Source organism: Nitrospirota bacterium, assembly GCA_016195565.1.
Lineage (GTDB): Bacteria > Nitrospirota > Thermodesulfovibrionia > Thermodesulfovibrionales > UBA1546 > UBA1546.
In genome coordinates this window covers 1-20,521 of sequence record JACPZK010000015.1, presented here as the reverse complement: position 1 = coordinate 20,521, position 20,521 = coordinate 1, and the positions used below count along the sequence as shown (strand labels likewise).

Below are 20,521 nucleotides of genomic sequence, written 5' to 3'. Positions count from 1 at the left end.
TTAAAACGCCGTTTGAATTGATGCTTGCGCCTGTGCCTGTAACGCTCCATGATACAGAACCGCTGCAGCCTGTTGCCGTATATGCTGTATTGCTGTTTGTTGTTACTGTTTCAGAGCCGGTTATGGTTATTGCATGAGAATGGGTTGCAAATGAAAAGAAAAAAGCCATCACCATTAATAGGAGCAGGACAGAAGTAAGTCGTATATTTTTTATGCTCCAGTTCTTTTTAGTTGCAGACATCACTTTTTACACTCTCCAAGAACTTTCTGTTAAACCGGTTCTATCAGAAACAGCGGCTCGCCGTATTCAACGGAATGCCCGTTTTCAACAAGTATCCTGACAATAACGCCTTCCACCTCTGATTCTATCTCGTTCATAAGTTTCATCGCCTCTATAACGCACAACACCTGCCCCTTTTTAACCCGTGAACCGCCCTGCACAAACGGCTCTGCCTCCGGAGATGATGATCTGTAGAATGTCCCTACAATCGGTGAAGTTACTGTGATAAGCCTCTGAGTGTCCTCTGCCGGTTCAACTGCCGGTTTTTCATGCGCAACCACAGGCCTTGATAATTCAAATGAAGACAGCCGTTTCTCTCTCCGTATCTTAACCTTATTGCCGTCTTTTTCTATCTGAAGTTCTGTGATGTCTGTGTCCTTAAGCAGTTCTATAAGTCCTTTTAAATCATCAATTTCCATTTTCCCCTCCGTTTCAGTGTCAGTCTCTTACAGTTTCAGTTTTTAGTGTCCGTGTCGGTGACAAATCTTACTGACACTAACCACTGACACTGAATACTGATTTACTGATACTGACACTATTTTACTCTCTCTATATATTCAGATGTTCTTGTATCAACTCTTATCATATCTCCCTCATTTATATGAAAGGGCACTCTGACCACAGCCCCTGTTTCCAAAGTTGCAGGCTTCCCTCCTCCTGAGGCTGTATCGCCCTTAAAGCCCGCAGGGTCTGTTTTTACAACTTTGAGCTCAACGAATGTAGGAATCTCCACACTTATAGGCATGTCCTTATGATACAGCACTTTAACCTTCATATTCTCCTTAATAAATCTTATTGCCTCGCCAAGCTGCTCGCTCCTGAATGGCATCTGCTCATAAGTCTCTTCATCCATGAAGTAATAGAGTTCATCCTGTGAATACAGGTACTGCATGCTCTTTTCTTCAAGCCCCGGGGTCTCAAGTTTTTCGCCTGACCTGAATGTTTCTTCAAGAACTGCCCCGGTTTTAATATTCCTCATTTTTGTCCTGACAATAGCGCCGCCCCTTCCCATTTTAACGTGCTGAAAGTCTACTATTTCGCAGGGTTCCCCCTTGAATTCAACTTTAAGGCCTTTTCTAAAATCACTTGTCGAAATCAATACCACCCTCCGCTGTCACCCTGAACTTGTTTCAGGGTCTCATTTAATTTTATATTTTCCAGATGCTGAAATAAATTCAGCATGACAAATTGCATACTAGATAACCTCCAATTTCCTCGGCAGTCTCGTCAGCACTTCAGCCCCTTTGGGCTTCACAAGCACCATATCCTCTATCCTTACCCCGCCTGTTCCGGGGACATAAATACCGGGTTCTATTGTAAACACCATGTTCTCCCTGATCCGCTCTTTCCTGTTCCAAGTTATATGCGGTGCTTCGTGAACCTGAAGCCCGACGCCATGCCCTGTGCCGTGTCCAAAAAATCCGGCATATCCTGCCTTTTTTATAACATCCCGTGCAGAATTGTCAATCTCCCTGCTGTCTATGCCGGGTAATATTGCTGAGACAGCCTTTCTGTTCGCCTCTAACACTGTCTTGTATATTTCCCTTTTTTTACCAATATCAGCGCCTCGGATAAGCAGTGTCCGCGTCATATCAGAAAAATAACCTTCTGCTTCTCCCCCCAATCTATAACAACGAGGTCTCCTGCATCCAGCCTTTTCTCTGACGGCCTTGCATGAGGCATTGAAGAATTTCTGCCGGAAGCAACTATTATATCAAATGGGATAGATTTACACCCCTCCCTTTTGAGATTCTCCTCAAGCATCATTGCCAGTCTTTTCTCTTTTGCGCCTGCTTTGATATAAGGCTTTACTGCAAGAAATGCTGACTCCGCACGCCTTACAGCCTCTTTAATCAATGCCTTTTCCCTGTCTTCTTTTACCGCCCTGAGCCTTTCGATAAAATCCTTAAAAGGTTTAAGAGCAATGCCTTTTTTTGAAAGCGCATCAAAAAAACCGTATGAAACAGATGATTCAAAGCCAAGCCTGTTTATCCCAAGCTTTTTGGCAAGCGCAGAGACGGTCCTGGCTCTTTTTTCTTTCTCAATAACAATATCCCATCCCTTAACCTCGCACCCTGCCTGCTCTTTATATCTGAAGTCAGTAACAAAAAAATTCGCTGTCTTCGTTATCAACAGAAATCCTGAAGAGCCTCTGAATCCTGTAAAATACCTGACATTATTTATATCAGTTACAAGAAACCCGTCAATGCCTTTAAAAGACGCTCTTATGCCGGCAAGCCGTGAGTTCATGGGGCTTAGTTAAAGAGAATGGTTTTTACAGCCCTGAGGGCAAGGAGGTAGCTGTCTCCGCCAAAGCCGCTTATCTGCCCTGTTGCAACCTCGGCGATATAGGATTTTTTTCTGAATTCTTCACGTTTATGAATATTAGAGATATGCACCTCAACAGCAGGTCTGCCCACCGCTGATATGGCGTCTCTTATCGCAATGCTTGTATGTGTATAGGCTGCAGGGTTTATTATAAGCGCATCGTAATCTTTCTTCTGAATGGCGTCTATCATTTCAGCCTCGCTGTTTGACTGCATTATTGAGAGCTTCACGCCAAGTTCCGCAGCAAGCGCCGTTAATTTATTGTTAACATCATCAAGGGAAAAAGTCCCGTAAATCTCCGGCTCTCTTTTCCCAAGCATATTAAGATTAGGCCCGTGTATGATTAAAACCTTCAAATATCCTCCAATTCCATTATAGCTGTCAGTTTAAAGCTGCGAGCTATTTTATCAGTTTTACTCACTTAAACTCAACTGCTTACTCCCTCGGCATCCATTGAGGAAGTGAGGGGATTTTGGGCAGTCCGCATAATACTCCATACTAAAGTTTTAACAGAGCAAGGCCTGAAACAGGGTCAAGCTCTCTGATGGCATTAACTCCTTCTATCTCCACAATAACCGCCTCAAGCACAAGAAATGTCTCAGACTTTTCTCTCAGGCATCCGACCTTGACATCATCCCTTTTCCCGAAGGCTCCGTGAAGATGCACCTTCGGCTCATCGCCCTGATAAAATATTGTGCCTACGCCTAAGATTTCATGGCTTTCTCCGAGTTCCCTCCACATTGGAACAGGAGGCATGACATCTTTCTCCGGGCCTACAACGATTTTCCCTGCGCGCATCCCGCCCACAAGATAAACAACAGCAGCCTTTATGTTTTCATTCTTTGCTATATCCGTAAGATTGGAAAGCACATCCTCTTTATCTTCAAACCTTGCAACCACAACCCTTCCTGTTTTCCCGACCTGATACTTCATAAAATTAGTCTCCTTTTATACTTCTTCCTAATGCTCTCTAATGGCTATTATATCATGCAGCTAAAAGCCAAATTATGTTAAAATATCAAATCCCATAAATCAAGAAAGGTTTCACATATGTTTAACATGAAGGTAGTACAGCCCGCAAGGCTTGACCCTGAGACAAAATTCAAATTCCGCTGCCATAAGGATATAAAGTGCTTCACAAAGTGCTGCAGCAACATTGACATAATGCTCACACCTTATGACGTCCTGCGCCTGAAGAACAGGCTCAAAATGTCATCCGAGGAGTTTCTCGAAAAACACACATTTTCAAAGATTGATGAAAAGTCATCACATCCTTACATATATCTCAAAATGAATAAGGATGAAAAAAGAGGCTGCCACTTTGTGAGCTTCCCTGAAGGATGCGCCATATACACGGACAGGCCCGTAAGCTGCAGATACTATCCGATTGGTCAGGCAACTCTCAAGAAAGGTATCGGCTCAAGCGGACAGGGCATTCATGAGGAGTTTTATTTCTTTGTGCGGGAGCCGCACTGTCTCGGTTACGAAGAAAACACGGAATGGACTGTTGAATCATGGAGGGCTGATCAGGAGTCAAGCCTCTATGACGAGATGAACAGGGAGTGGAAAAGCATCCTGATGAGAAGGAATCTTCCTGGGAAAATAGAACTTGACCCCAAGAAACAGACTCAGTTTTATATGGCAAGCTATGACCTTGATAAATTCAGGCGGTTCGTCTTTGACAGCAATTTCCTTGATGTGTTTGATATAGATGAAGAAGAAATAGAAAAGATGCGCACAGACGAAATTGCCCTCATGAAGTTCGGGTTTAAATACCTTAAATATCTCCTGATGTTGGAAGAGAGCCTGAAGGTTAAACCGGAAGCGATAAAGGCAAAGAAGTAGCATAAGACTGCGCTTTGCTGAGTAGGGCTCTTATCCCATTACATTCCTGTCCTTTTGTTTTTATGCCGCCATGGATGTAGCGTGGGTAGAATGATGCAGCGACTTACGCAGCGTTTTACGTAATGCCGACATCTGCCACAGGTCATAAGCGGTTTGCATATTCATCCATGACTGGGCGGAAGCGCCGAAGACAATCTCAAGCCTCAACGCCATCTCAGGCGTTAGAGCCCCTCGTCCATTGATAATCTTGGAGATTGTTTTACGTGTAACGCCAAGACGCTTCGCTGCCTCGGTCAGAGTCAGTCCCAGCGGCTCAAGCCACAATTCCCTAAACACCTCTCCGGGGTGAACCGGCTTGTACATACCCATATCATACCTCCTAATGGTAATCTTCATAGCTGACGATTTCGGCATTGCCGCCTTTAAATCTGAATGTCACCCGCCAATTAGCCTGCACCGTAACTGCCCAAATGTCTTTTCTGCTTCCTTTCAGGCGGTGAAGGCTGAGACCGGGGGCATTCATATCTTCAACAACAACTGCCGCGTCAAGCAGGGTTAATATCAATCTTAATCGTTTGGCATGTATGGCCCGAATGCCTGATGTGTTCCCTGTGCTGTAAAACTTTTCAAGCCCTTTATGCACAAACGATTTAATCACATTTTAAGTGTAACCTGCATGGTTACATCTGTCAAGCAAAATCTCCGCAGTGTTCTGCCAATTTAGAAATGTCCGCTCTTGTGAATTGTTGTTCAATGCAGTTGTCATTCCGACTTGTTCGGAATCCCTCAGAAGGATGCTGGACAAACCAGCATGACAACAGAGATGGACAGTATCGGACTCTTTGATAGAATTGGACAATTTCCCCATATTTTACGAGGCGCGTTTTTAGTCCGTATTACCACAAAATATGAAGTGCCCCCAGATTTGATACGCTGATTTTATTGCTTTTTTGTGTTCATTAATATTTCTTTTTGTGCTATAGTGTTTTAAATCATCGGAAAAAGCGAAGTTTCGGATATTAATTGTTAAACGATACTGACATTACACCGCACCACTCGCCCACCACGGTCATATATTTTCTTCCATGTGATGCCATGTTCTTTTTCACACTGCCAGATTACGGCTTTCTTATTCCACCCGCAAATCATTGTGATATAGGGCTGTCCTTTCGCCCACATGAAAAACCATTCTGGTGCTTCAAGTTTCTTTTTCATCGTATCCTCCTAAGAAATATAAAAGCACGTTTAACAAACAAATCCACTGGATGCGGAAACCGCACCAGTGATTTTAGTGTTTCTCACACGGAGTTCGCATACTCAATAGCTCTAAACAAAAAAGCCCCGCTTCAAAAAAGCGGGGCTTTCAATAAACTTTATTAAAGGTAAAATTACTTTTTCTCTGCCTTCTTCTCTTCGGTTTTCTTCTCTACCTTTGCCTTCTTGTCCTCTTTAGGCTTCTTTATGCTCTCGTAGTCTATAAATTCAAGAACTGCCATCGGAGCTCCGTCATTAACCCTGTTCCTTGTCTGCACTAGTCTCAGATAACCGCCGTTTCTGCCGCTGAACCTCGGCGCTATCTCGCTGAACAGCTTTGACACAACAGCCCTGTTCGGAACATATGAAAGCACAAGGCGTTTTGAATGGAGGTCGCCTTTTATCCCCATGGTGACAATTCTCTCAGCAATCGCTTTTGCGGCCTTTGCCTTTGCAAGGGTCGTCTCTATCCTCTGATGCTCTAACAATGAGGAGACTATTCCCTTCAGAAGCGCCTTCCGTTGGTTTGCCGTTCTCCCGAATAACCTTCCGCTAACTTTATGACGCATCTTGTCCTACACTCCTGACCTGTGAAGTTGCCATTTTATTCACCATTTCCCTGTCAATCTTCATGCCGAAATTAAGCCCCATGTTCTGAAGCATTTCCTTTATCTCATTTAGAGACTTCCTGCCGAAATTTTTTGTCTTCAGCATCTCCGGCTCCGTTCTTTCAACAAGGTCTGCAATAATCTTGATGTCCGCATTTCTCATGCAGTTATATGCTCTTACAGAAAGCTCCAGTTCATTAACACTCTTCAGGAGATTGGGATTAAACGCCGGCGCATCTCCTGATGCAGATGAACTGCTGCTCATTTCAAACTCCGGATTTTCCTCGTCTTGTTCAAGCATGAAAATACGCATATGGTCCGTAACTATAGCCGCAGCCTGAGAGACTGCTTTTTTAGGCGTTACGCTTCCGTCCGTCCATATTTCCATCACGAGCCTGTCGTAGTCTGTTGCCCTTCCAACTCTTGCCTTCTCAACCCAGAAATTCACTTTCCTGACCGGGCTGAAAACAGAGTCTACCGCAATCATGCCGACAGGAAGCTCTTCTTCCTTGTGAATTTCAGCTGATACGTATCCTCTGCCTTTCTTGATGTACATCTCAGCCTCAAAGGAAGCCCCTTTGTCAAGGGTGGCTATAAGCTGTTCAGGATTAAGGATTTCAACGCTTGAATCAACCTGAATATCATTGCCTTTAACTTCACCCGGGCCCTTAACTTTGATTGTGGCGATCCGCTTTCCATCAGCGTGCATCTTGACCCTGAGCTTTTTTATGTTCAGGATAATGTCCACCACATCTTCTTTAACGCCGGTAATAGATGAAAGCTCATGAACAGAACCGGTTATTTTTACTGCTGTTACTGCCGCGCCTTCAAGGGACGACAGCAAAACTCTCCGTATGGAGTTTCCAAGTGTTGTCCCGAACCCGCGTTCTAACGGCTCCGCTACGAGCTTGCCGTAGGTGCTCGTTAATGTCTCTTCATCAAACTCACTGTTTTCAGGTAACTGAAAGCCTTTTTTCTTTAAATCCATTTAAGGCCTCCCACGCCTCTTTTATTTTTAAAAACTCTACTTTGAATAAAGTTCAACTATCAACTGTTCCTGAACAGGCAGCTGCATCTCTTCTCTGGAGGGGATATGCAGTACTTTCCCTTTGAAGCTTGTGCTGTCAACCTCAACCCATGCAGGAATTTCTCTATTCTCAAGCCTTGACATGTTATCAGCCAGGCTCGGGATCTTTCTGCTTTTCTCCCTAACCTCAATAACATCTCCCGCCTTAACAAGATAAGAAGGTATGCTTACTGCTCGCCCATTCACGGTAAAATGTCCGTGCGTTATAAACTGTCTTGCCTCTCTTCTGTTTATCGCAAACCCCATTCTGAATGCTGCATTGTCCAGGCGGCGTTCAAGAAGCTGGAGGAGTAATTCCCCTGTTGTGCCCTTCCTTCTTTCCGCCTCATGGAAATATATTCTGAACTGCTTCTCAAAAAGTCCATAACTTTTTCTTGTCTTCTGTTTTTCCCTGAGTTGGATACCGTAATCCGAGATTTTTGTACGTCTTTGTCCATGCTGGCCCGGCGGATATTTCCTCCTCTCCACTGAACATTTCTCAGTGAAACACCTGTCTCCTTTGAGAAACATTTTGTCCCCTTCTCTACGGCATACTCTGCATAAAGGCCCTGTATATCTTGCCACTTTTAAACTCTCCTTCTCTTTGGAGGCTTACAGCCATTATGAGGAACAGGAGTAACGTCCTTTATAAGGTTAACCTCAAGTCCGGCTATCTGCAATGCCCTGATGGCTGATTCTCTTCCGGCGCCCGGCCCTTTAACAAAAACGTCCAACTGTTTCATCCCCACATCAATTGCCTTTTTAGCCGCTGATTCTCCTGCCATCTGTGCAGCATAAGGCGTTCCTTTTCTCGAACCCTTGAACCCAAGACTCCCGGAGCTTGCCCATGCAACAACATTCCCGTTAGGGTCCGTTATGGATACTATTGTATTATTAAATGTTGCCTGAATATGCGCAACTCCGACATTTACATGCTTCTTGTCTTTCCTTGCGCCCTTTTTCCGCTGAGCCATCAGCTATGCCTCCTTCTTTTTGCCCATGATGGTTTTCCTTGGCCCTCTGCGGGTGCGGGCATTTGTCTTTGTCCTCTGTCCCCTCACAGGAAGCCCTGCCTTATGCCTTATGCCCCTGTAACAGCCAATTTCCATAAGCCTTTTAATCCCCATTGTGGTCTCACGCCTGAGGTCGCCCTCGACTTTATACTCCCTGTCAATGGCAGATCTTATTTTTACGATGTCTTCGTCTGTGATATCTTTTACCCTTATGTTAGGATTAACCTTTGTCTCATCAAGTATTTTCTTTGACAAAGACCTGCCTATCCCGAATATCCTTGTTAACCCTATCTCAATCCGTTCATTCTTTGGTAAATCCACACCAGCGATTCTCGCCATTATAACTCCTGCCTTTTAATTTTTAACTTTGAACTTTGAACTTTTATTTTTTTAATCATCCCTGCCTCTGTTTGTGGCGGGGATTTTCGCATATTATTCTTCTAACACCCTTCCTTTTTATAACCTTGCATTTAGCGCATATTGGTTTTACAGATGAACGAACTTTCATGTCTACCTCTGCTCTTTCTAACTTTTAATTTTATTTAAACCTATATGTTATCCTGCCTCTTGTGAGGTCATAAGGCGAGAGTTCCACTGTAACCTTATCGCCCGGCAGTATCTTTATAAAATGCATCCTCATCTTGCCGGAAATATGAGCGAGAATTATCTGCCCGTTCTCAAGTTTTACCCTAAACATCGCATTCGGCAGCGTTTCAACAATCTTTCCCTCTACTTCTATATTTTCCTCTTTAGGCATTAGCTGAAAAGTATAACATCTATATTATGTTTTCGTCAAGATTCTTGCGTCTCCGTCAGTAATGGCAATCGTATGCTCAAAGTGAGCGGAAAGTCCGCCATCAAGGGTAACCGCCGTCCATCCATCGTCAAGTATGCTGACCCCATACCCGCCTGTATTAACCATAGGCTCAATTGCGAGGGTCATGCCTTCCTTTAGTCTCGGCCCCTGCCCTGAGACGCCAAAATTCGGTACCTGAGGTTCTTCATGAAGCGCCATCCCAATCCCGTGGCCGACAAATGCCTTCACTACAGAAAAACCGTTTGCCTCAACATAATTCTCAATGGCAGATGATATGTCCGAGACCCTGTTGCGGGGCGTGGCTTTATCAATCCCTTTGTAAAGAGCTTCCTCTGTTACCTTCAAAAGTTTTTTTGCAAGCGGGCTTATCTCGCCGACAGGCAGGGTAACAGCTCCGTCCCCGTAAAAACCATCGCTATAGACTCCAAGGTCTATGCTTAATACATCCCCTTCGTTAAGCCTAACACGGGAGGGTATTCCGTGAACAACCTGATTATTCACAGACGTGCATATACTGGCAGGGTATCCCCTGTATCCTTTAAATGCAGGGGTCCCACCCTTTGAAATTATTTTTTCTTCTGCAAACATTTCTATCTCTTTTGTTGTAATACCGGGCTTCACAAATGCCTTCAGATCTTCCAGTATCTCGGCAACTATTTTACAGGCTTTCGCCATCTTCTCAATCTCCTCAGGAGTCTTTATGACAATCATTCTTTTTAAATTTTGAATTTTGAATTTGGCTTATCCCCTTCTGCCCTTTATCCTGCCCTTCTTTAAAAAACCTTCGTATGAGCGGGTAACGAGATGCGATTCAATCTGTGACACTGTGTCAAGGGCAACTCCGACAACAATCAGAAGCGATGTCCCGCCAAAATAAAAAGGGACATTGAATCTCTTTATAAGAATCTCAGGAATGATACACACAACTGCGAGATACACTGCGCCGACAAATGTTAATCTCGACATAACCCTGTAAATGTATTCCGATGTCTTCTGTCCCGGCCTTATGCCCGGAATGTATCCCCCATATTTTTTAAGATTGTCCGCTATATCTATGGGGTTAAACACAATTGCAGTGTAAAAATAAGCAAAAAAGAATATCATGCTAACGTAGAGCATTGTATAAAAAACAGTGCCCGGAGAAAGTTGCTTTGCAACGCCCTGAACCCACGGGATTGCTATAAAACCCGCGATAGTCGCAGGGAACATTATTATGGAAGATGCAAATATAGGCGGAATAACACCTGATGTGTTTACCTTCAAAGGAAGGTGAGTGCTCTGGCCGCCGTATATCTTGCGACCGACAAGCCGCTTTGCATATTGAACAGGTATCTTCCTCTGCCCTCTCTCAATAAATATAATCACGCCGATAACGGCAACCATCATCGCCATCAGAAAGATAACAAGGAATATTGACAGTTCTCCGGCTTTTAACAGTTGATATGTGCTGATTACAGCATTAGGAAATCTTGCCACAATACCGGCAAAGATAATAAGCGATATGCCGTTGCCTATCCCTCTTTCTGTAATCTGTTCTCCAAGCCACATTATGAATGCTGTGCCTGATGTAAGGGTTATCATTGTAACCAACCTGAATGACCAGCCGGGACTCTGTATAAAAGCGCCTCCTGCCATGCTCTCAAGACCGATGGATATTCCCAAAGACTGTATTGCTGCAATAACTACTGTTGCGTATCTCGTATATCTTGTAATCTTCTTCCTGCCGGCCTCTCCCTCTTTGGCAAGCTTACCGATTGCAGGTATAACAACTGTCAGGAGCTGAAAAATAATTGAAGCGCTTATATAAGGCATAATCCCAAGGGCAAATATGGTAACCCTTGAAAGCGCTCCGCCTGAAAACATATCAAAGAACCCCATAAGAGCGCCGGCGCCGCTTTCAGCAAGGAATTTGCTTAGCTCCTCGCCGTTTATGCCCGGGGTCGGGATATGGCCTCCTATCCTGTATACAATAAGGAGTGCGAGCGTAAAGAGAACCCTGTTTTTTAACTCAGGGACTCTAAATATATTCTGAAAGTTTGAAAGGACACCCATAGTTTATAGTTTAAAGTTTAAAAAAAGGAATTCCATCATTTTAAATTTTGCTTTTTGAATTTTAAATTGTTTCTGCTTTGCCGCCTGCAGCGGCAATCTTGGCTGCAGCTGCAGCGCTGAATATTTTCGCCTTTATTGTAACCGGTCTTTTTATCTCGCCGGCACCGAGTATCTTGATTCCGTCTTTAATCTTCCTAACTACCCCTCTTTCAACAAGCAGTTCCGGCGTTATAACATCACTGTCTTCAATCCTTGCAAGGTCTTTCAGGTTTATTACTGCATATTCCTTCGTAAAATAATTTTTAAACCCTCTCTTTGGAATTCTCCTCTGCAACGGCATCTGCCCGCCTTCAAAACCTGCTCCTTTTCCGCTGCCGGAGCGCGCCTTCTGCCCTTTATGCCCCTTGCAGGACGTCTTGCCATGGCCCGAACCTATTCCGCGGCCCACCCTCTTATTTCTTTTTCTGCAGCCGTCTGCAGGCTTTAAATCCTCTATCCTCATTTAACTCCTCCGCTATTTGTTTCCTGCGCTTCTTCCTCTGTCCTTCCCCTCAATCTGCGGACTGCATCAGGGTCCTTAAGCTTTAACAGCCCGTCAATAGTAGCCTCTGCGGTATTGTAAGGATTATGGCTGCCGATTGCTTTGGCAACGATATCCTGTATGCCGGCAACATCCAGCACTGCCCTTACAGCGCCGCCTGCGATAAGTCCTGTGCCTTTGACTGCAGGATTCATAACAATATAACCGGAACCGAATCTGCCTGTTATCCTGTGGGGGATTGTTCCATCTTTCATGGGGAATTTAACCAATGATTTCTTTGCCTGCTCAACAGCCTTTCTTATTGCCTCAGGAACTTCTTTTGCCTTGCCCTTGCCTATACCCACTATGCCGGCTCCGTTTCCAACAGCAACCAGCGCAGCAAAAGAAAATCTTCTTCCGCCCTTCACAACCTTTGCAACTCTGTTTATAAATACAACCTTATCTTTTAGAGTCAGTCCATCAGAATCAATTCTTTTCACCATACCCCCTGTTACAAAAAGTTCAAAGTTGAAAGTTCAAAGTTGAAAATTAACAATTCAAAATGAAGGATTCCATAATTTTTCATTTTGAATTTTGCATTTTGTATTTAAAATTCAAGTCCGTTTTCTCTGGCAGCATCAGCTAAGGCCTTAACCCTGCCATGATAAAGATAGCCGCCCCTGTCAAAAACAACCCTCTTTATCCCCTTTTTTAATGCCTTCTTTGCTATAAGCTCGCCAACTTGCTTTGCTGCCCCGATGTTTCCTTTCCCGGACTTCTTATCTTTACCTTTCAGCTCTTTATCAAGGCTTGATGCGGCGGCAATAGTGCTGCCCTTAAAATCATCTATAATCTGGGCATACATGTGTGACAGGCTCCTGTAAACTGACAGCCTCGGCCTCTCAGTTGTGCCCGCAACTTTTTTCCTTATTCTTTCGTGCCTTCTTGTTCTTGCGTCCTTTATTTCTGCTGCCAACTTGCAACCTCCATAATCTAAGTTATAAGTTAAGAGTTATAAGTTAAAAGTTTTTTGTTTTCACTTTTCACTTTCAACTTCCAACTTTTCACTTGCGAAGCTATTTTTTCCCTGCCTTGCCTACCTTAAGCTTCAATCTCTGACCGGCATATCTCACTCCCTTGCCTTTATAGATATCAGGAGACCTCAGCGCCCTTAAATCTGCCGCGATCTGTCACATCTGCTGTTTGTCAATGCCTGTTAATGTAATCTGCGTCTGCTTCTGGTCTACGGCAGCCTTAATACCGGGCGGAAGAATAAATTCTACAGGATGAGAATATCCCAGAGCAAGCAGAAGTTTATTGCCCTGAACCTGAGCTCTGTAACCTGTACCCGTAATTTCAAGCACTCTCTGGTAACCTGATGAAACTCCTGACACCATATTTGATATAAGACTCCTTGTAAGTCCATGCAATGCCCGAATATCCTTAGTTTCTCCTGTCCTTTCAACTACTATCTTCCCTTCATCTACTACAACCCGCACTCCGGAAGGAAACCCGGATGAAAGCTCGCCTTTCGGTCCTTTGACATTAACAGTTGTATCTGCAATTTTTACATCTACACCTTTTGGTATATCTATCGGTTTTTTCCCTATCCGCGACATTTATTCCCCTTTAAAAAGTTAAGAGTTGAAAGTGAAAAGTTGAAAGTTTTAAAATTTTTAACTATTAACTTATAACTTTTAACTCTCACCATTCTTATTACCATATATAGCAAATAACTTCTCCGCCAACGCCTTCACGGCGGCAGGTACTGTCAGTAGCGACTCCCTTGTGCGTTGTCAGCACAGCCATGCCTATGCCTCCCATTACCCTCGGGATCTTTTTGCTGTTTACATAAACCCTGCGTCCGGGTTTACTTATTCTTTTCAACCCGGATACAACATTATTCCCATCAACATATTTAAGCGTAATCCTTAAAACACCCTGCTTATCATCTTTTAAGATTTTATATGCCTTTATGAAACCCTCTTCCTTCAGGATTTTCACTATTTCAAGCTTAAGCTTAGAGGCAGGAATATCAACTTTTTCTGCACGAATAGTAATCGCATTTCTAACGCGTGTAAGCATATCTGCTATTGGATCAGTCATCATTTGTCACCTCTTCACCAGCTTGATTTTGTTACGCCGGGCAGCTGCCCTTTGAGGGCCAGGCTCCTGAAACATATCCTGCATATCCCAAAATCTCTCAGAAACGCCCTCGGCCTGCCGCAGATTCTGCACCTGTTGTACGCCCTTACCTTAAACTTAGGCGCCTTCTTCACCTTTTCTATCATACAAGTCTTAGCCATCAATTACTCCTTTTTCTCGCCTTCGCTTTTTACCTTTTCTTTCCTGAACGGCATTCCCATGTGAGTCAGCAATGCCTTGCTTTCCTTATCCGTTTTAGCAGTTGTACATATTGTGATGTCAAGCCCATGAACAGATTCAACCTTGTCATATTCTATCTCAGGAAAGATAAACTGCTCCTTTATTCCGACTGAATAGTTGCCCTTTCCGTCAAAAGCCTTTGCCGAGACACCCTTGAAGTCCCTGACCCTCGGCAGTGCAAGGTTTATAAATCTGTCCAGAAATTCGTACATAATATTGCCCCTTAATGTAACTTTACATCCTATAGGCATTCCTTGCCTGAGTTTAAAGGTCGCAATTGACTTCTTGGCCTTGGTAATAACTGCCTTCTGCCCTGTAATGATGCCGAGTTCTTTCTGAGCTGCCTCAAGCAATTTAATGTTCTGAATCGCCTCGCCAAGCCCTACATTAAGAACCACCTTCTCAACTTTTGGAACCTGCATAACATTCTTGTACGCAAACTCCTTCTTAAGAGCAGGAAGTATCTCTTTTGAATATTTCGTCTTTAACCTTGAAATCTTTATTGGTCTATCGCTTCTTTGCATTTTTTACACACCCGTGATTTTTTTCCGTCTTCAAAAGCCATATTTGAAATCCTTGCAGGCTTGCTGCACCTGGGACACATGAGCATAACATTTGATCTGTGAAGAGGAGACTCCTTCTCAATAATCCCGCCCTGCGTATACTTCTTATTTGGCTTCATATGTTTTTTTATAATATTTACCCTCTCTATCAGCAGTTTATCTTTTGAAGGCATGACTGAGAGCACACGCCCCTTCTTGCCTTTTTCCTTGCCGGTTACAACTAAAACCGTATCGTTTTTCTTAATATTGAATCCCATTATTTACAGCACCTCCGGCGCCAGCGATATTATTTTCATAAATGCTTTCCATCTAAGCTCTCTCGCAACAGGCCCGAATATCCTTGTGCCTACGGGCTCTCCCTGCGGATTAATCAGCACTGCCGCGTTCTGGTCAAACCTTATGTAGGAACCGTCAGCTCTCCTCTGCTCCTTTTTTGTCCTTACCACAACAGCCTTTGCTATTGCGCCTTTCTTGACATTGGATTCAGGGATAGCCTCCTGAACACTGACGACTATTATGTCTCCAAGCCGCGCATATCTCCTGCGCATGCCGCCAAGTACTTTTATGCACCTGACTCTTTTGGCGCCTGAATTGTCCGCTACTTCCAGTATGCTCCTGTCCTGAATCATTCCCTATTGCTCCTTATGCCTTTTCAAGTATGCTTAAAACGGTCCACCTTTTATCTTTGCTGCGCGGCCGTGTCCCGGTTATAGAAACTATATCCCCCACCTTGCACTTATTTTCTTCGTCGTGGGCTTTAAACCTGGTTATCTTCTTAACCACCTTTTTATATTCAGGGTGCTGAACATGCCTTGTAACAGCAACCACAACGGTTTTGTCCATCTTATCGCTAACAACCTTGCCTTTATAAGTTTTTTCTGCCATTCCGACCTCTTTTTTAACTTTTAACTTTTGACTTCTCGCTTGTTATTGTCAGTATCTTAGCTATATCTTTTCTAAGTGCATTTATACGCTTAGGATTTTCCACCTCACCTGTAGCAAGCCTGAACTTCAGGTTAAAAAGCTCTTTCCTTGTGTCCTGCTCTTTCTGTTTCAGCTCTTCTACTGTTAACGCCCTTAATTCTGAGGGTTTCATGCTACTGTAGCCCCCCTCTTTACGAACCTCGTAGCAATCGGAAGCTTATAAGATGCAAGACTAAGCGCTTCCTTCGCTATCTCCTCTGTAACCCCGGCAACTTCATACAGAACTCTGCCCGGCTTAACAACAGCAACCCAGTATTCCAGATTACCTTTACCCTTACCCATTCTTGTTTCTGCAGGTTTTTTAGTTATAGGTTTATCAGGGAATACTCTTATCCATAGCTTACAGCCCCTTTTGGCATGTCTTGTTATTGCTATCCTTGCTGCCTCAATCTGCCTGCTTGACACCCAGCCCGGCTCCATGGCCTTAAGCCCGAATTCTCCGAAAGAAATTTTGGAGCCCGTATATGCCTTGCCGCGCATATTGCCCTTCTGCATCTTCCTGAACTTGACTTTCTTCGGCATCAGCATGGCTTACTCCACCCCTTTGTGTGCCTGCGGGAGCACCTCGCCATTATATATCCAAACCTTAACGCCTATTTTTCCGTATGTCGTCTTTGCCTCTGTGAATCCATAGTCTATGTCTGCCCTGAAAGTGTGAAGAGGAACCCTGCCTTCCCTGTACCACTCGCTTCTCGCGATCTCAGCACCGGCGAGCCGGCCGTTACATGCCACCTTAATACCAAGAGCCCCGAATCTCCGCGCCGAGATAACTGACTTCTTCATCGCCCTCCTGAATGCAATTCTCTTTTCAAGCTGAAGGGCTATATTCTCGGCAACAAGCTGTGCGTCAACCTCGGGCTTTCTTACTTCCTTTATATCTATTGCAACCTGCTTTCCTGTCATCGCCTCAAGATCCTTCCTGAGCTTCTCAACCTCAGCGCCTTTTTTCCCTATAATAATTCCAGGCCTGGCTGTATGAATAATTACCCTTGCCTTCTGTCCTGCCCTTTCAATTTCAACGCGTGAAATGCCTGCGTGGAACAACTTGTCTTTGATTACCTTTCTTATAGAGATATCTTCATTTAACTGATCAGCATATCCCCGCTTAATGTACCACCGCGAATCCCACGTCCTTGTTATCCCAAGCCTAATTCCTATCGGATGCGTCTTCTGGCCCAAAATTTACCTCCTGAATAAGTTAAAAGTTGTGAGCTAAGAGTTGTATGAAGTTTCTCTGATTTCAACTTTTCACTCTTAACTTTTAACTTCCTCTGTTAAAACTACTGTTATATGGCTCATCTTTTTCCTGATAATATTAGCCCTCCCCATTGACCTTTGCTCAACTCTCTTCAATGAAGGGCCTTGATTTACAAATGCCTTAACACTCATATCCTCAGGATTAACTGCCTTCTTCTGCTCTGCATTTGCCATGGCAGACTTTAATATCTTTTCCACAATATCTGCGCCTCTGTAAGGCATAAACCGCAGGGCAATAAGCGCGTCCCCTGCCTTTTTCCCCTTGATAAGGTCCACAACCCTGCGAACTTTTCTCGGGGTTATCCTCGCAAACTTTAATATAGCCTTCGCTTCCATATTAACCTTTTTTCTCCCTATGCCTTAGCGGGTGCCTTAGCAGGCGCTGCCTTTTCAGATTTTGAATGCCCCTTGAAAGTGCGCGTTGGTGAAAATTCACCAAGCTTATGCCCCACCATATTCTCAGTTACATAAACAGGGATGAATTTCCTGCCGTTATGAACAGCAAATGTATATCCTATAAAGTCAGGCACTACCGTAGAACGCCTTGACCATGTTTTTATAATCTTTTTATCTCCGCTTTCAATCATAGTCCTGACTTTTTTCATCAGCTTCTCATCAACAAACGGTCCTTTTTTCAATGAGCGCGGCAATTTATTTCCTCCTCTTCACAATAAACTTATTTGTTCTCTTGTTGTGCCTTGTCTTGATGCCTTCCGGCTTGCCCCATGGCGAGCACGGAGGACGGCCGCCTGAACTTTTTCCTTCTCCACCGCCCAGAGGATGGTCTACTGGATTCATTGCAACGCCCCTTACATGAGGCCTCTTCCCAAACCATCTTATCCTTCCTGCCTTGCCGTAAGAGATGTTCTCATGCTCAACATTGCTGACCTGCCCTATTGTCGCCATGCACTCTGAAGGAATAAGCCTTACCTCGCCGGAAGAAAGTCTTACCTGCGCGTATTTTTCATCCTTTGCCACAAGCTGGACAGATGCTCCTGCGCTCCGCGCGAGCATGGCTCCCTGTCCTGCCCTAATCTCAACATTATGCATGAACGAACCCAGCGGTATATCACTTAAAGGCAGCGCATTGCCTACCTTAATCTCGGCTCCCCTGCCCGAAACCACCTCGTCTCCTACCCGAAGTGAAACAGGGGCAATAATATATCTCCTGTCGCCATCTCTGTATTTAAGCAGAGCAATCCTTGCCGACCTGTTTGGATCATACTCTATAGTTTCGACAATTGCCGGAACGCCTGCCTTATCCCTTTTGAAATCAATCAGCCTGTAGGCCCTTTTATTTCCTCCGCCCCTATGCCATACAGTTACGCGGCCAGTGTTACTTCTGCCGCCTGTCTTGCTTAAAGACCTGACCAGCGGTTCGTACGGCTTGTCCACAGTTAATTCGCTGAAATCAGAAACAGTCTGAAATCTTCTGCCGGGCGAAGTCGGATTATATTTTTTTATTCCCATTATGAACCCTCAATAAAATCAAGTTTTTCACCCTTTTTAAGGGTAACTATTGCCTTTTTCCTGTCAGACCTTCTGCCAATTGATTTGCCGTGCCGCTTCTGTTTTCCGTAAGTATTTATAGTGGCAATCTTCTCTACCTTAACCTTAAAAATCTCCTCTATCGCCTTCCTTACCTCAAGCTTGTTTGCATCCTTTGCAACCTCAACAAGTATCTTATTTTGTGACTCCTTAAGATTGCTGCCCTTTTCAGTGAAAAGCGGTTTTTTAATAACAGAATAAAGGCTTTTCATGCTGTCTCAGCCCCCTTGTCGTAGACTCGACTCTCCGAGATGCCTGCAACCGCTCCTTTTGTAATAAGCAGCCTGCTATGAGCAATTACAGTATAAGCGTTCAGGTCTGATGCGCACGCTACATGAACGCCGGCAATATTTCTTACTGAAAGTTTTATATTGTTATTATTTTCAGGTATTACTATAAGCAGGCTTTCCCCCTCAAATCCAAGTGTTTTTATTATAGCCGCCATATCTTTTGTTGAAGGCTTGTTAATTGAGAGGTCATCTATCAATGTAATTTCTCCATCTGCAAGTTTTGCTGAAAGTGCACTTTTTAATGCCAGATGTTTAGCCTTGCGGGGAATACTGTAAGAGTAATCCCTGGGCTGCGGCCCGAACGTTGTTCCGCCGCTCCTCCACAGAGGAGACCTGCTGCTCCCTGCACGCGCCCTACCTGTATGTTTTTGCTTCCATGGTTTTTTGCCTCCGCCGCTCACCAGCCCCTTGGTCTTTGTAGCGTGAGTCCCCTGCCTCTGATTGGCAAGAAAGTTTATCACGGAATCATGCATAACAGCGCTGCTTGCTTTGAGCCCAAAGATTTCCTCGGGGAGGTTAATCTTGCCTGCTTTTTTATTATTTCTGTCTTTTATCTCAATCTCAGGCATATCAGCTTTCCTTCCTTATCATCACATAAGCGCCTGGGGCGCCTGGAACTGCGCCTCTGATCATCAGAATGTTCTGGTCAGTTTTGACGTCCACTACTGTAAGATTTTTTGCCGTTACACGTTCGGAACCCATATGTCCGGGCATCTTCTGATTTTTCCATACCCTCGAAGGATAAGAACTTGCGCCTATGGAGCCTGGCGCACGGTAAAACGTAGAACCGTGAGAAGCAGGCCCGCCTGCAAATTTATGCCTCTTAATAACTCCCTGAAAACCTTTACCCTTAGAAACGCCTGTTACGGAAACATTGTCTCCCTTGTTAAACTTTTCAACAGTGACAAAGTCTCCGACCTTAAGGTCTCCCATAGCAAATTCCTTAAGCAGCCTGTACGGTTTGACCCCTGCTTTTTTGAATACTCCGCTTAACGCCTTATTGACCTTTTTATCTTTTTTTATTTCATTGAATCCGACCTTAACCGCTTCGTATCCGTCTTTTTCGAGGGTCTTAACCTGAACAACACAGCATGGCCCTGCCTCTATTACTGTGACAGGAACAATCTTCCCGCCTTCAGCAAATATCTGTGTCATGCCTAATTTTTTACCTAAAATACCTATCACAGCTTTATCTCCACATCAACTCCTGCAGCCAGTTCCAGTTTCATTAATGCATCGACAGTCTGGGGAGTTGGATCATATATGTCTATAAGTCTTTTATGTGTTCTTATTTCAAACTGCTCTCTTGACTTTTTGTCTACATGAGGCGACCTTAAAACAGTAAACTTACTTATCCGTGTAGGCAGCGGAACAGGGCCGCCTATCCTTGCGCCTGTCCTCTGAGCAGTATCAACTATTTCTTTGACAGACTTGTCAAGCACTCTGTGGTCATATGCTTTTAGTTTTATTCTTATTTTCTGGTTCATTATTGCTTTCCCGCTCTAACTTTCAACTCTTTCGCCTCAGCGAACCCGCCCGAGGCGGGAAACTTTAAACTTTTAATTTTCACTGTATTACCTCTGTCACAACTCCTGCTCCCACTGTACGGCCGCCCTCTCTTATCGCGAATCTCAGTTCCTTTTCCATGGCTATCGGCGCTATCAGTTCTACTGTTATGGTTACGTTGTCCCCGGGCATCACCATCTCCATT

At 44.2% G+C, this 20,521-nt stretch carries 40 protein-coding genes and 1 pseudogene; 1 reads left to right on the top strand and 40 read right to left on the bottom strand.

The window, feature by feature from the left end; genetic code table 11:
* From HY035_05365 to HY035_05335, 7 genes are all read right to left on the bottom strand, one after another.
* A partial coding sequence (locus HY035_05365) for a hypothetical protein (protein MBI3377817.1) occupies nucleotides 1–241 on the bottom strand: 241 nt, incomplete at its 3' end.
* Between the two features lie 29 nt (nucleotides 242–270).
* Entirely contained in the window at nucleotides 271–699 is a 429-nt protein-coding gene (gene accB, locus HY035_05360; GenBank protein MBI3377816.1) for an acetyl-CoA carboxylase biotin carboxyl carrier protein, read from the bottom strand.
* A gap of 116 nt (nucleotides 700–815) precedes the next feature.
* Nucleotides 816–1,379: an elongation factor P gene (efp, locus tag HY035_05355; GenBank protein ID MBI3377815.1), complete on the bottom strand. Its 564-nt coding sequence runs from the start codon at nucleotides 1,377–1,379 to the stop codon at nucleotides 816–818.
* A 96-nt stretch (nucleotides 1,380–1,475) separates the two neighbouring features.
* The gene (locus HY035_05350; GenBank protein MBI3377814.1) at nucleotides 1,476–1,871 is read right to left on the bottom strand and encodes a M24 family metallopeptidase; all 396 of its coding nucleotides are present in this window, start codon (nucleotides 1,869–1,871) and stop codon (nucleotides 1,476–1,478) included.
* Nucleotides 1,868–2,530, bottom strand: coding sequence for an aminopeptidase P family protein (locus tag HY035_05345; GenBank protein ID MBI3377813.1), 663 nt, complete (start codon nucleotides 2,528–2,530; stop codon nucleotides 1,868–1,870). The genes HY035_05350 and HY035_05345 overlap by 4 nt, the downstream gene beginning before the upstream one ends.
* A gap of 5 nt (nucleotides 2,531–2,535) precedes the next feature.
* Nucleotides 2,536–2,964 (bottom strand): type II 3-dehydroquinate dehydratase, encoded by a 429-nt coding sequence (gene aroQ / locus HY035_05340; protein ID MBI3377812.1) that lies wholly within the window; start codon nucleotides 2,962–2,964, stop codon nucleotides 2,536–2,538.
* A 142-nt stretch (nucleotides 2,965–3,106) separates the two neighbouring features.
* Entirely contained in the window at nucleotides 3,107–3,541 is a 435-nt protein-coding gene (locus HY035_05335) for a DUF296 domain-containing protein (protein MBI3377811.1), read from the bottom strand.
* Nucleotides 3,542–3,658: 117 nt separating this feature from the next.
* Between HY035_05335 and HY035_05330 the strand changes: the two genes are divergently transcribed.
* On the top strand, nucleotides 3,659–4,453 hold the full coding sequence (locus HY035_05330; GenBank protein MBI3377810.1) for a YkgJ family cysteine cluster protein: 795 nt from the start codon (nucleotides 3,659–3,661) through the stop codon (nucleotides 4,451–4,453).
* A gap of 60 nt (nucleotides 4,454–4,513) precedes the next feature.
* Here the strand turns inward: HY035_05330 and HY035_05325 are convergent, their stop codons facing one another.
* The 33 genes and pseudogenes from HY035_05325 to tuf all read right to left on the bottom strand — a co-directional run.
* A complete protein-coding gene (locus tag HY035_05325) occupies nucleotides 4,514–4,822 on the bottom strand; it encodes a HigA family addiction module antidote protein (protein ID MBI3377809.1) in 309 nt (102 codons plus the stop codon).
* A 10-nt stretch (nucleotides 4,823–4,832) separates the two neighbouring features.
* Nucleotides 4,833–5,111 (bottom strand): type II toxin-antitoxin system RelE/ParE family toxin, encoded by a 279-nt coding sequence (locus HY035_05320; protein ID MBI3377808.1) that lies wholly within the window; start codon nucleotides 5,109–5,111, stop codon nucleotides 4,833–4,835.
* 368 nt (nucleotides 5,112–5,479) lie between these two features.
* Nucleotides 5,480–5,668 (bottom strand): hypothetical protein, encoded by a 189-nt coding sequence (locus tag HY035_05315; protein MBI3377807.1) that lies wholly within the window; start codon nucleotides 5,666–5,668, stop codon nucleotides 5,480–5,482.
* 173 nt (nucleotides 5,669–5,841) lie between these two features.
* Nucleotides 5,842–6,276 (bottom strand): 50S ribosomal protein L17, encoded by a 435-nt coding sequence (rplQ, locus tag HY035_05310; protein MBI3377806.1) that lies wholly within the window; start codon nucleotides 6,274–6,276, stop codon nucleotides 5,842–5,844.
* Complete coding sequence (locus tag HY035_05305) at nucleotides 6,266–7,303, bottom strand: DNA-directed RNA polymerase subunit alpha (GenBank protein ID MBI3377805.1); 1,038 nt, start codon at nucleotides 7,301–7,303, stop codon at nucleotides 6,266–6,268. Before HY035_05305 ends, rplQ begins: the two co-directional genes overlap by 11 nt.
* Before the next feature lie 36 nt (nucleotides 7,304–7,339).
* On the bottom strand, nucleotides 7,340–7,966 hold the full coding sequence (gene rpsD, locus HY035_05300; protein ID MBI3377804.1) for a 30S ribosomal protein S4: 627 nt from the start codon (nucleotides 7,964–7,966) through the stop codon (nucleotides 7,340–7,342).
* Nucleotides 7,967–7,968: 2 nt separating this feature from the next.
* Nucleotides 7,969–8,355, bottom strand: a complete 387-nt coding sequence (rpsK, locus tag HY035_05295) for a 30S ribosomal protein S11 (protein MBI3377803.1) — start codon at nucleotides 8,353–8,355, stop codon at nucleotides 7,969–7,971.
* 3 nt (nucleotides 8,356–8,358) lie between these two features.
* Nucleotides 8,359–8,733 carry a 30S ribosomal protein S13 gene (gene rpsM, locus HY035_05290; protein ID MBI3377802.1) on the bottom strand — a complete coding sequence of 125 codons (375 nt, stop codon included), beginning with the start codon at nucleotides 8,731–8,733 and terminating at the stop codon, nucleotides 8,359–8,361.
* Between the two features lie 55 nt (nucleotides 8,734–8,788).
* Complete coding sequence (gene rpmJ, locus HY035_05285; GenBank protein MBI3377801.1) at nucleotides 8,789–8,902, bottom strand: 50S ribosomal protein L36; 114 nt, start codon at nucleotides 8,900–8,902, stop codon at nucleotides 8,789–8,791.
* A gap of 30 nt (nucleotides 8,903–8,932) precedes the next feature.
* The gene (infA, locus tag HY035_05280; protein ID MBI3377800.1) at nucleotides 8,933–9,151 is read right to left on the bottom strand and encodes a translation initiation factor IF-1; all 219 of its coding nucleotides are present in this window, start codon (nucleotides 9,149–9,151) and stop codon (nucleotides 8,933–8,935) included.
* 24 nt (nucleotides 9,152–9,175) lie between these two features.
* Nucleotides 9,176–9,922 carry a type I methionyl aminopeptidase gene (gene map, locus HY035_05275; GenBank protein MBI3377799.1) on the bottom strand — a complete coding sequence of 249 codons (747 nt, stop codon included), beginning with the start codon at nucleotides 9,920–9,922 and terminating at the stop codon, nucleotides 9,176–9,178.
* A 30-nt stretch (nucleotides 9,923–9,952) separates the two neighbouring features.
* Nucleotides 9,953–11,263: a preprotein translocase subunit SecY gene (gene secY / locus HY035_05270; GenBank protein ID MBI3377798.1), complete on the bottom strand. Its 1,311-nt coding sequence runs from the start codon at nucleotides 11,261–11,263 to the stop codon at nucleotides 9,953–9,955.
* A 61-nt stretch (nucleotides 11,264–11,324) separates the two neighbouring features.
* A complete protein-coding gene (gene rplO, locus HY035_05265) occupies nucleotides 11,325–11,765 on the bottom strand; it encodes a 50S ribosomal protein L15 (protein MBI3377797.1) in 441 nt (146 codons plus the stop codon).
* On the bottom strand, nucleotides 11,762–12,286 hold the full coding sequence (rpsE, locus tag HY035_05260) for a 30S ribosomal protein S5 (protein ID MBI3377796.1): 525 nt from the start codon (nucleotides 12,284–12,286) through the stop codon (nucleotides 11,762–11,764). Before rpsE ends, rplO begins: the two co-directional genes overlap by 4 nt.
* Before the next feature lie 104 nt (nucleotides 12,287–12,390).
* Nucleotides 12,391–12,759, bottom strand: a complete 369-nt coding sequence (locus HY035_05255) for a 50S ribosomal protein L18 (GenBank protein MBI3377795.1) — start codon at nucleotides 12,757–12,759, stop codon at nucleotides 12,391–12,393.
* A gap of 100 nt (nucleotides 12,760–12,859) precedes the next feature.
* A pseudogene (rplF, locus tag HY035_05250) lies at nucleotides 12,860–13,402 on the bottom strand (50S ribosomal protein L6).
* A gap of 97 nt (nucleotides 13,403–13,499) precedes the next feature.
* The gene (gene rpsH / locus HY035_05245) at nucleotides 13,500–13,892 is read right to left on the bottom strand and encodes a 30S ribosomal protein S8 (GenBank protein MBI3377794.1); all 393 of its coding nucleotides are present in this window, start codon (nucleotides 13,890–13,892) and stop codon (nucleotides 13,500–13,502) included.
* Nucleotides 13,893–13,903: 11 nt separating this feature from the next.
* Nucleotides 13,904–14,089 (bottom strand): type Z 30S ribosomal protein S14, encoded by a 186-nt coding sequence (locus tag HY035_05240; protein MBI3377793.1) that lies wholly within the window; start codon nucleotides 14,087–14,089, stop codon nucleotides 13,904–13,906.
* 3 nt (nucleotides 14,090–14,092) lie between these two features.
* Nucleotides 14,093–14,665, bottom strand: a complete 573-nt coding sequence (rplE, locus tag HY035_05235; protein MBI3377792.1) for a 50S ribosomal protein L5 — start codon at nucleotides 14,663–14,665, stop codon at nucleotides 14,093–14,095.
* A 2-nt stretch (nucleotides 14,666–14,667) separates the two neighbouring features.
* A complete protein-coding gene (locus HY035_05230) occupies nucleotides 14,668–14,988 on the bottom strand; it encodes a 50S ribosomal protein L24 (GenBank protein MBI3377791.1) in 321 nt (106 codons plus the stop codon).
* A gap of 3 nt (nucleotides 14,989–14,991) precedes the next feature.
* On the bottom strand, nucleotides 14,992–15,360 hold the full coding sequence (gene rplN, locus HY035_05225; protein ID MBI3377790.1) for a 50S ribosomal protein L14: 369 nt from the start codon (nucleotides 15,358–15,360) through the stop codon (nucleotides 14,992–14,994).
* A 13-nt stretch (nucleotides 15,361–15,373) separates the two neighbouring features.
* Nucleotides 15,374–15,616 (bottom strand): 30S ribosomal protein S17, encoded by a 243-nt coding sequence (gene rpsQ / locus HY035_05220; GenBank protein ID MBI3377789.1) that lies wholly within the window; start codon nucleotides 15,614–15,616, stop codon nucleotides 15,374–15,376.
* Between the two features lie 13 nt (nucleotides 15,617–15,629).
* Entirely contained in the window at nucleotides 15,630–15,827 is a 198-nt protein-coding gene (gene rpmC / locus HY035_05215) for a 50S ribosomal protein L29 (GenBank protein MBI3377788.1), read from the bottom strand.
* Nucleotides 15,824–16,243: a 50S ribosomal protein L16 gene (gene rplP, locus HY035_05210; protein ID MBI3377787.1), complete on the bottom strand. Its 420-nt coding sequence runs from the start codon at nucleotides 16,241–16,243 to the stop codon at nucleotides 15,824–15,826. Before rplP ends, rpmC begins: the two co-directional genes overlap by 4 nt.
* Nucleotides 16,244–16,246: 3 nt before the next feature.
* On the bottom strand, nucleotides 16,247–16,894 hold the full coding sequence (rpsC, locus tag HY035_05205) for a 30S ribosomal protein S3 (GenBank protein ID MBI3377786.1): 648 nt from the start codon (nucleotides 16,892–16,894) through the stop codon (nucleotides 16,247–16,249).
* Between the two features lie 75 nt (nucleotides 16,895–16,969).
* On the bottom strand, nucleotides 16,970–17,308 hold the full coding sequence (gene rplV / locus HY035_05200) for a 50S ribosomal protein L22 (protein MBI3377785.1): 339 nt from the start codon (nucleotides 17,306–17,308) through the stop codon (nucleotides 16,970–16,972).
* A 17-nt stretch (nucleotides 17,309–17,325) separates the two neighbouring features.
* A complete protein-coding gene (gene rpsS / locus HY035_05195; protein MBI3377784.1) occupies nucleotides 17,326–17,622 on the bottom strand; it encodes a 30S ribosomal protein S19 in 297 nt (98 codons plus the stop codon).
* Between the two features lies 1 nt (nucleotide 17,623).
* On the bottom strand, nucleotides 17,624–18,442 hold the full coding sequence (gene rplB, locus HY035_05190; GenBank protein MBI3377783.1) for a 50S ribosomal protein L2: 819 nt from the start codon (nucleotides 18,440–18,442) through the stop codon (nucleotides 17,624–17,626).
* Nucleotides 18,442–18,732 carry a 50S ribosomal protein L23 gene (rplW, locus tag HY035_05185; GenBank protein MBI3377782.1) on the bottom strand — a complete coding sequence of 97 codons (291 nt, stop codon included), beginning with the start codon at nucleotides 18,730–18,732 and terminating at the stop codon, nucleotides 18,442–18,444. Before rplW ends, rplB begins: the two co-directional genes overlap by 1 nt.
* Entirely contained in the window at nucleotides 18,729–19,379 is a 651-nt protein-coding gene (rplD, locus tag HY035_05180; GenBank protein MBI3377781.1) for a 50S ribosomal protein L4, read from the bottom strand. The genes rplW and rplD overlap by 4 nt, the downstream gene beginning before the upstream one ends.
* A gap of 1 nt (nucleotide 19,380) precedes the next feature.
* The gene (gene rplC, locus HY035_05175; protein ID MBI3377780.1) at nucleotides 19,381–19,995 is read right to left on the bottom strand and encodes a 50S ribosomal protein L3; all 615 of its coding nucleotides are present in this window, start codon (nucleotides 19,993–19,995) and stop codon (nucleotides 19,381–19,383) included.
* The gene (rpsJ, locus tag HY035_05170) at nucleotides 19,992–20,300 is read right to left on the bottom strand and encodes a 30S ribosomal protein S10 (protein MBI3377779.1); all 309 of its coding nucleotides are present in this window, start codon (nucleotides 20,298–20,300) and stop codon (nucleotides 19,992–19,994) included. Before rpsJ ends, rplC begins: the two co-directional genes overlap by 4 nt.
* 76 nt (nucleotides 20,301–20,376) lie before the next feature.
* On the bottom strand, nucleotides 20,377–20,521 hold a 145-nt coding region (gene tuf / locus HY035_05165), incomplete at its 5' end, for an elongation factor Tu (GenBank protein ID MBI3377778.1).

Coding starts and splice junctions, on each gene's coding strand:
- rplO (MBI3377797.1), bottom strand. CDS start 11,765: ATGAGGATAGAGGATTTAAAGCCTGCAGACGGCTGCAGAAAAAGAAAT.
- rplQ (MBI3377806.1), bottom strand. CDS start 6,276: ATGCGTCATAAAGTTAGCGGAAGGTTATTCGGGAGAACGGCAAACCAA.
- HY035_05230 (MBI3377791.1), bottom strand. CDS start 14,988: ATGGGATTCAATATTAAGAAAAACGATACGGTTTTAGTTGTAACCGGC.
- rplP (MBI3377787.1), bottom strand. CDS start 16,243: ATGCTGATGCCGAAGAAAGTCAAGTTCAGGAAGATGCAGAAGGGCAAT.
- infA (MBI3377800.1), bottom strand. CDS start 9,151: ATGCCTAAAGAGGAAAATATAGAAGTAGAGGGAAAGATTGTTGAAACG.
- rpsE (MBI3377796.1), bottom strand. CDS start 12,286: ATGGTGAAAAGAATTGATTCTGATGGACTGACTCTAAAAGATAAGGTT.
- HY035_05350 (MBI3377814.1), bottom strand. CDS start 1,871: ATGACGCGGACACTGCTTATCCGAGGCGCTGATATTGGTAAAAAAAGG.
- rplV (MBI3377785.1), bottom strand. CDS start 17,308: ATGGAAGCGAAGGCTATATTAAAGTTTGCGAGGATAACCCCGAGAAAA.
- map (MBI3377799.1), bottom strand. CDS start 9,922: ATGATTGTCATAAAGACTCCTGAGGAGATTGAGAAGATGGCGAAAGCC.
- HY035_05305 (MBI3377805.1), bottom strand. CDS start 7,303: ATGGATTTAAAGAAAAAAGGCTTTCAGTTACCTGAAAACAGTGAGTTT.
- HY035_05335 (MBI3377811.1), bottom strand. CDS start 3,541: ATGAAGTATCAGGTCGGGAAAACAGGAAGGGTTGTGGTTGCAAGGTTT.
- rpsQ (MBI3377789.1), bottom strand. CDS start 15,616: ATGGCAGAAAAAACTTATAAAGGCAAGGTTGTTAGCGATAAGATGGAC.
- HY035_05315 (MBI3377807.1), bottom strand. CDS start 5,668: ATGAAAAAGAAACTTGAAGCACCAGAATGGTTTTTCATGTGGGCGAAA.
- HY035_05240 (MBI3377793.1), bottom strand. CDS start 14,089: ATGGCTAAGACTTGTATGATAGAAAAGGTGAAGAAGGCGCCTAAGTTT.
- rpsH (MBI3377794.1), bottom strand. CDS start 13,892: ATGATGACTGATCCAATAGCAGATATGCTTACACGCGTTAGAAATGCG.
- rplN (MBI3377790.1), bottom strand. CDS start 15,360: ATGATTCAGGACAGGAGCATACTGGAAGTAGCGGACAATTCAGGCGCC.
- rpmC (MBI3377788.1), bottom strand. CDS start 15,827: ATGAAACCCTCAGAATTAAGGGCGTTAACAGTAGAAGAGCTGAAACAG.
- secY (MBI3377798.1), bottom strand. CDS start 11,263: ATGGGTGTCCTTTCAAACTTTCAGAATATATTTAGAGTCCCTGAGTTA.
- accB (MBI3377816.1), bottom strand. CDS start 699: ATGGAAATTGATGATTTAAAAGGACTTATAGAACTGCTTAAGGACACA.
- rplD (MBI3377781.1), bottom strand. CDS start 19,379: ATGCCTGAGATTGAGATAAAAGACAGAAATAATAAAAAAGCAGGCAAG.
- rpsK (MBI3377803.1), bottom strand. CDS start 8,355: ATGGCTCAGCGGAAAAAGGGCGCAAGGAAAGACAAGAAGCATGTAAAT.
- rplW (MBI3377782.1), bottom strand. CDS start 18,732: ATGAAAAGCCTTTATTCTGTTATTAAAAAACCGCTTTTCACTGAAAAG.
- rplB (MBI3377783.1), bottom strand. CDS start 18,442: ATGGGAATAAAAAAATATAATCCGACTTCGCCCGGCAGAAGATTTCAG.
- HY035_05325 (MBI3377809.1), bottom strand. CDS start 4,822: ATGGGTATGTACAAGCCGGTTCACCCCGGAGAGGTGTTTAGGGAATTG.
- rpmJ (MBI3377801.1), bottom strand. CDS start 8,902: ATGAAAGTTCGTTCATCTGTAAAACCAATATGCGCTAAATGCAAGGTT.
- HY035_05345 (MBI3377813.1), bottom strand. CDS start 2,530: ATGAACTCACGGCTTGCCGGCATAAGAGCGTCTTTTAAAGGCATTGAC.
- HY035_05330 (MBI3377810.1), top strand. CDS start 3,659: ATGTTTAACATGAAGGTAGTACAGCCCGCAAGGCTTGACCCTGAGACA.
- rpsM (MBI3377802.1), bottom strand. CDS start 8,733: ATGGCGAGAATCGCTGGTGTGGATTTACCAAAGAATGAACGGATTGAG.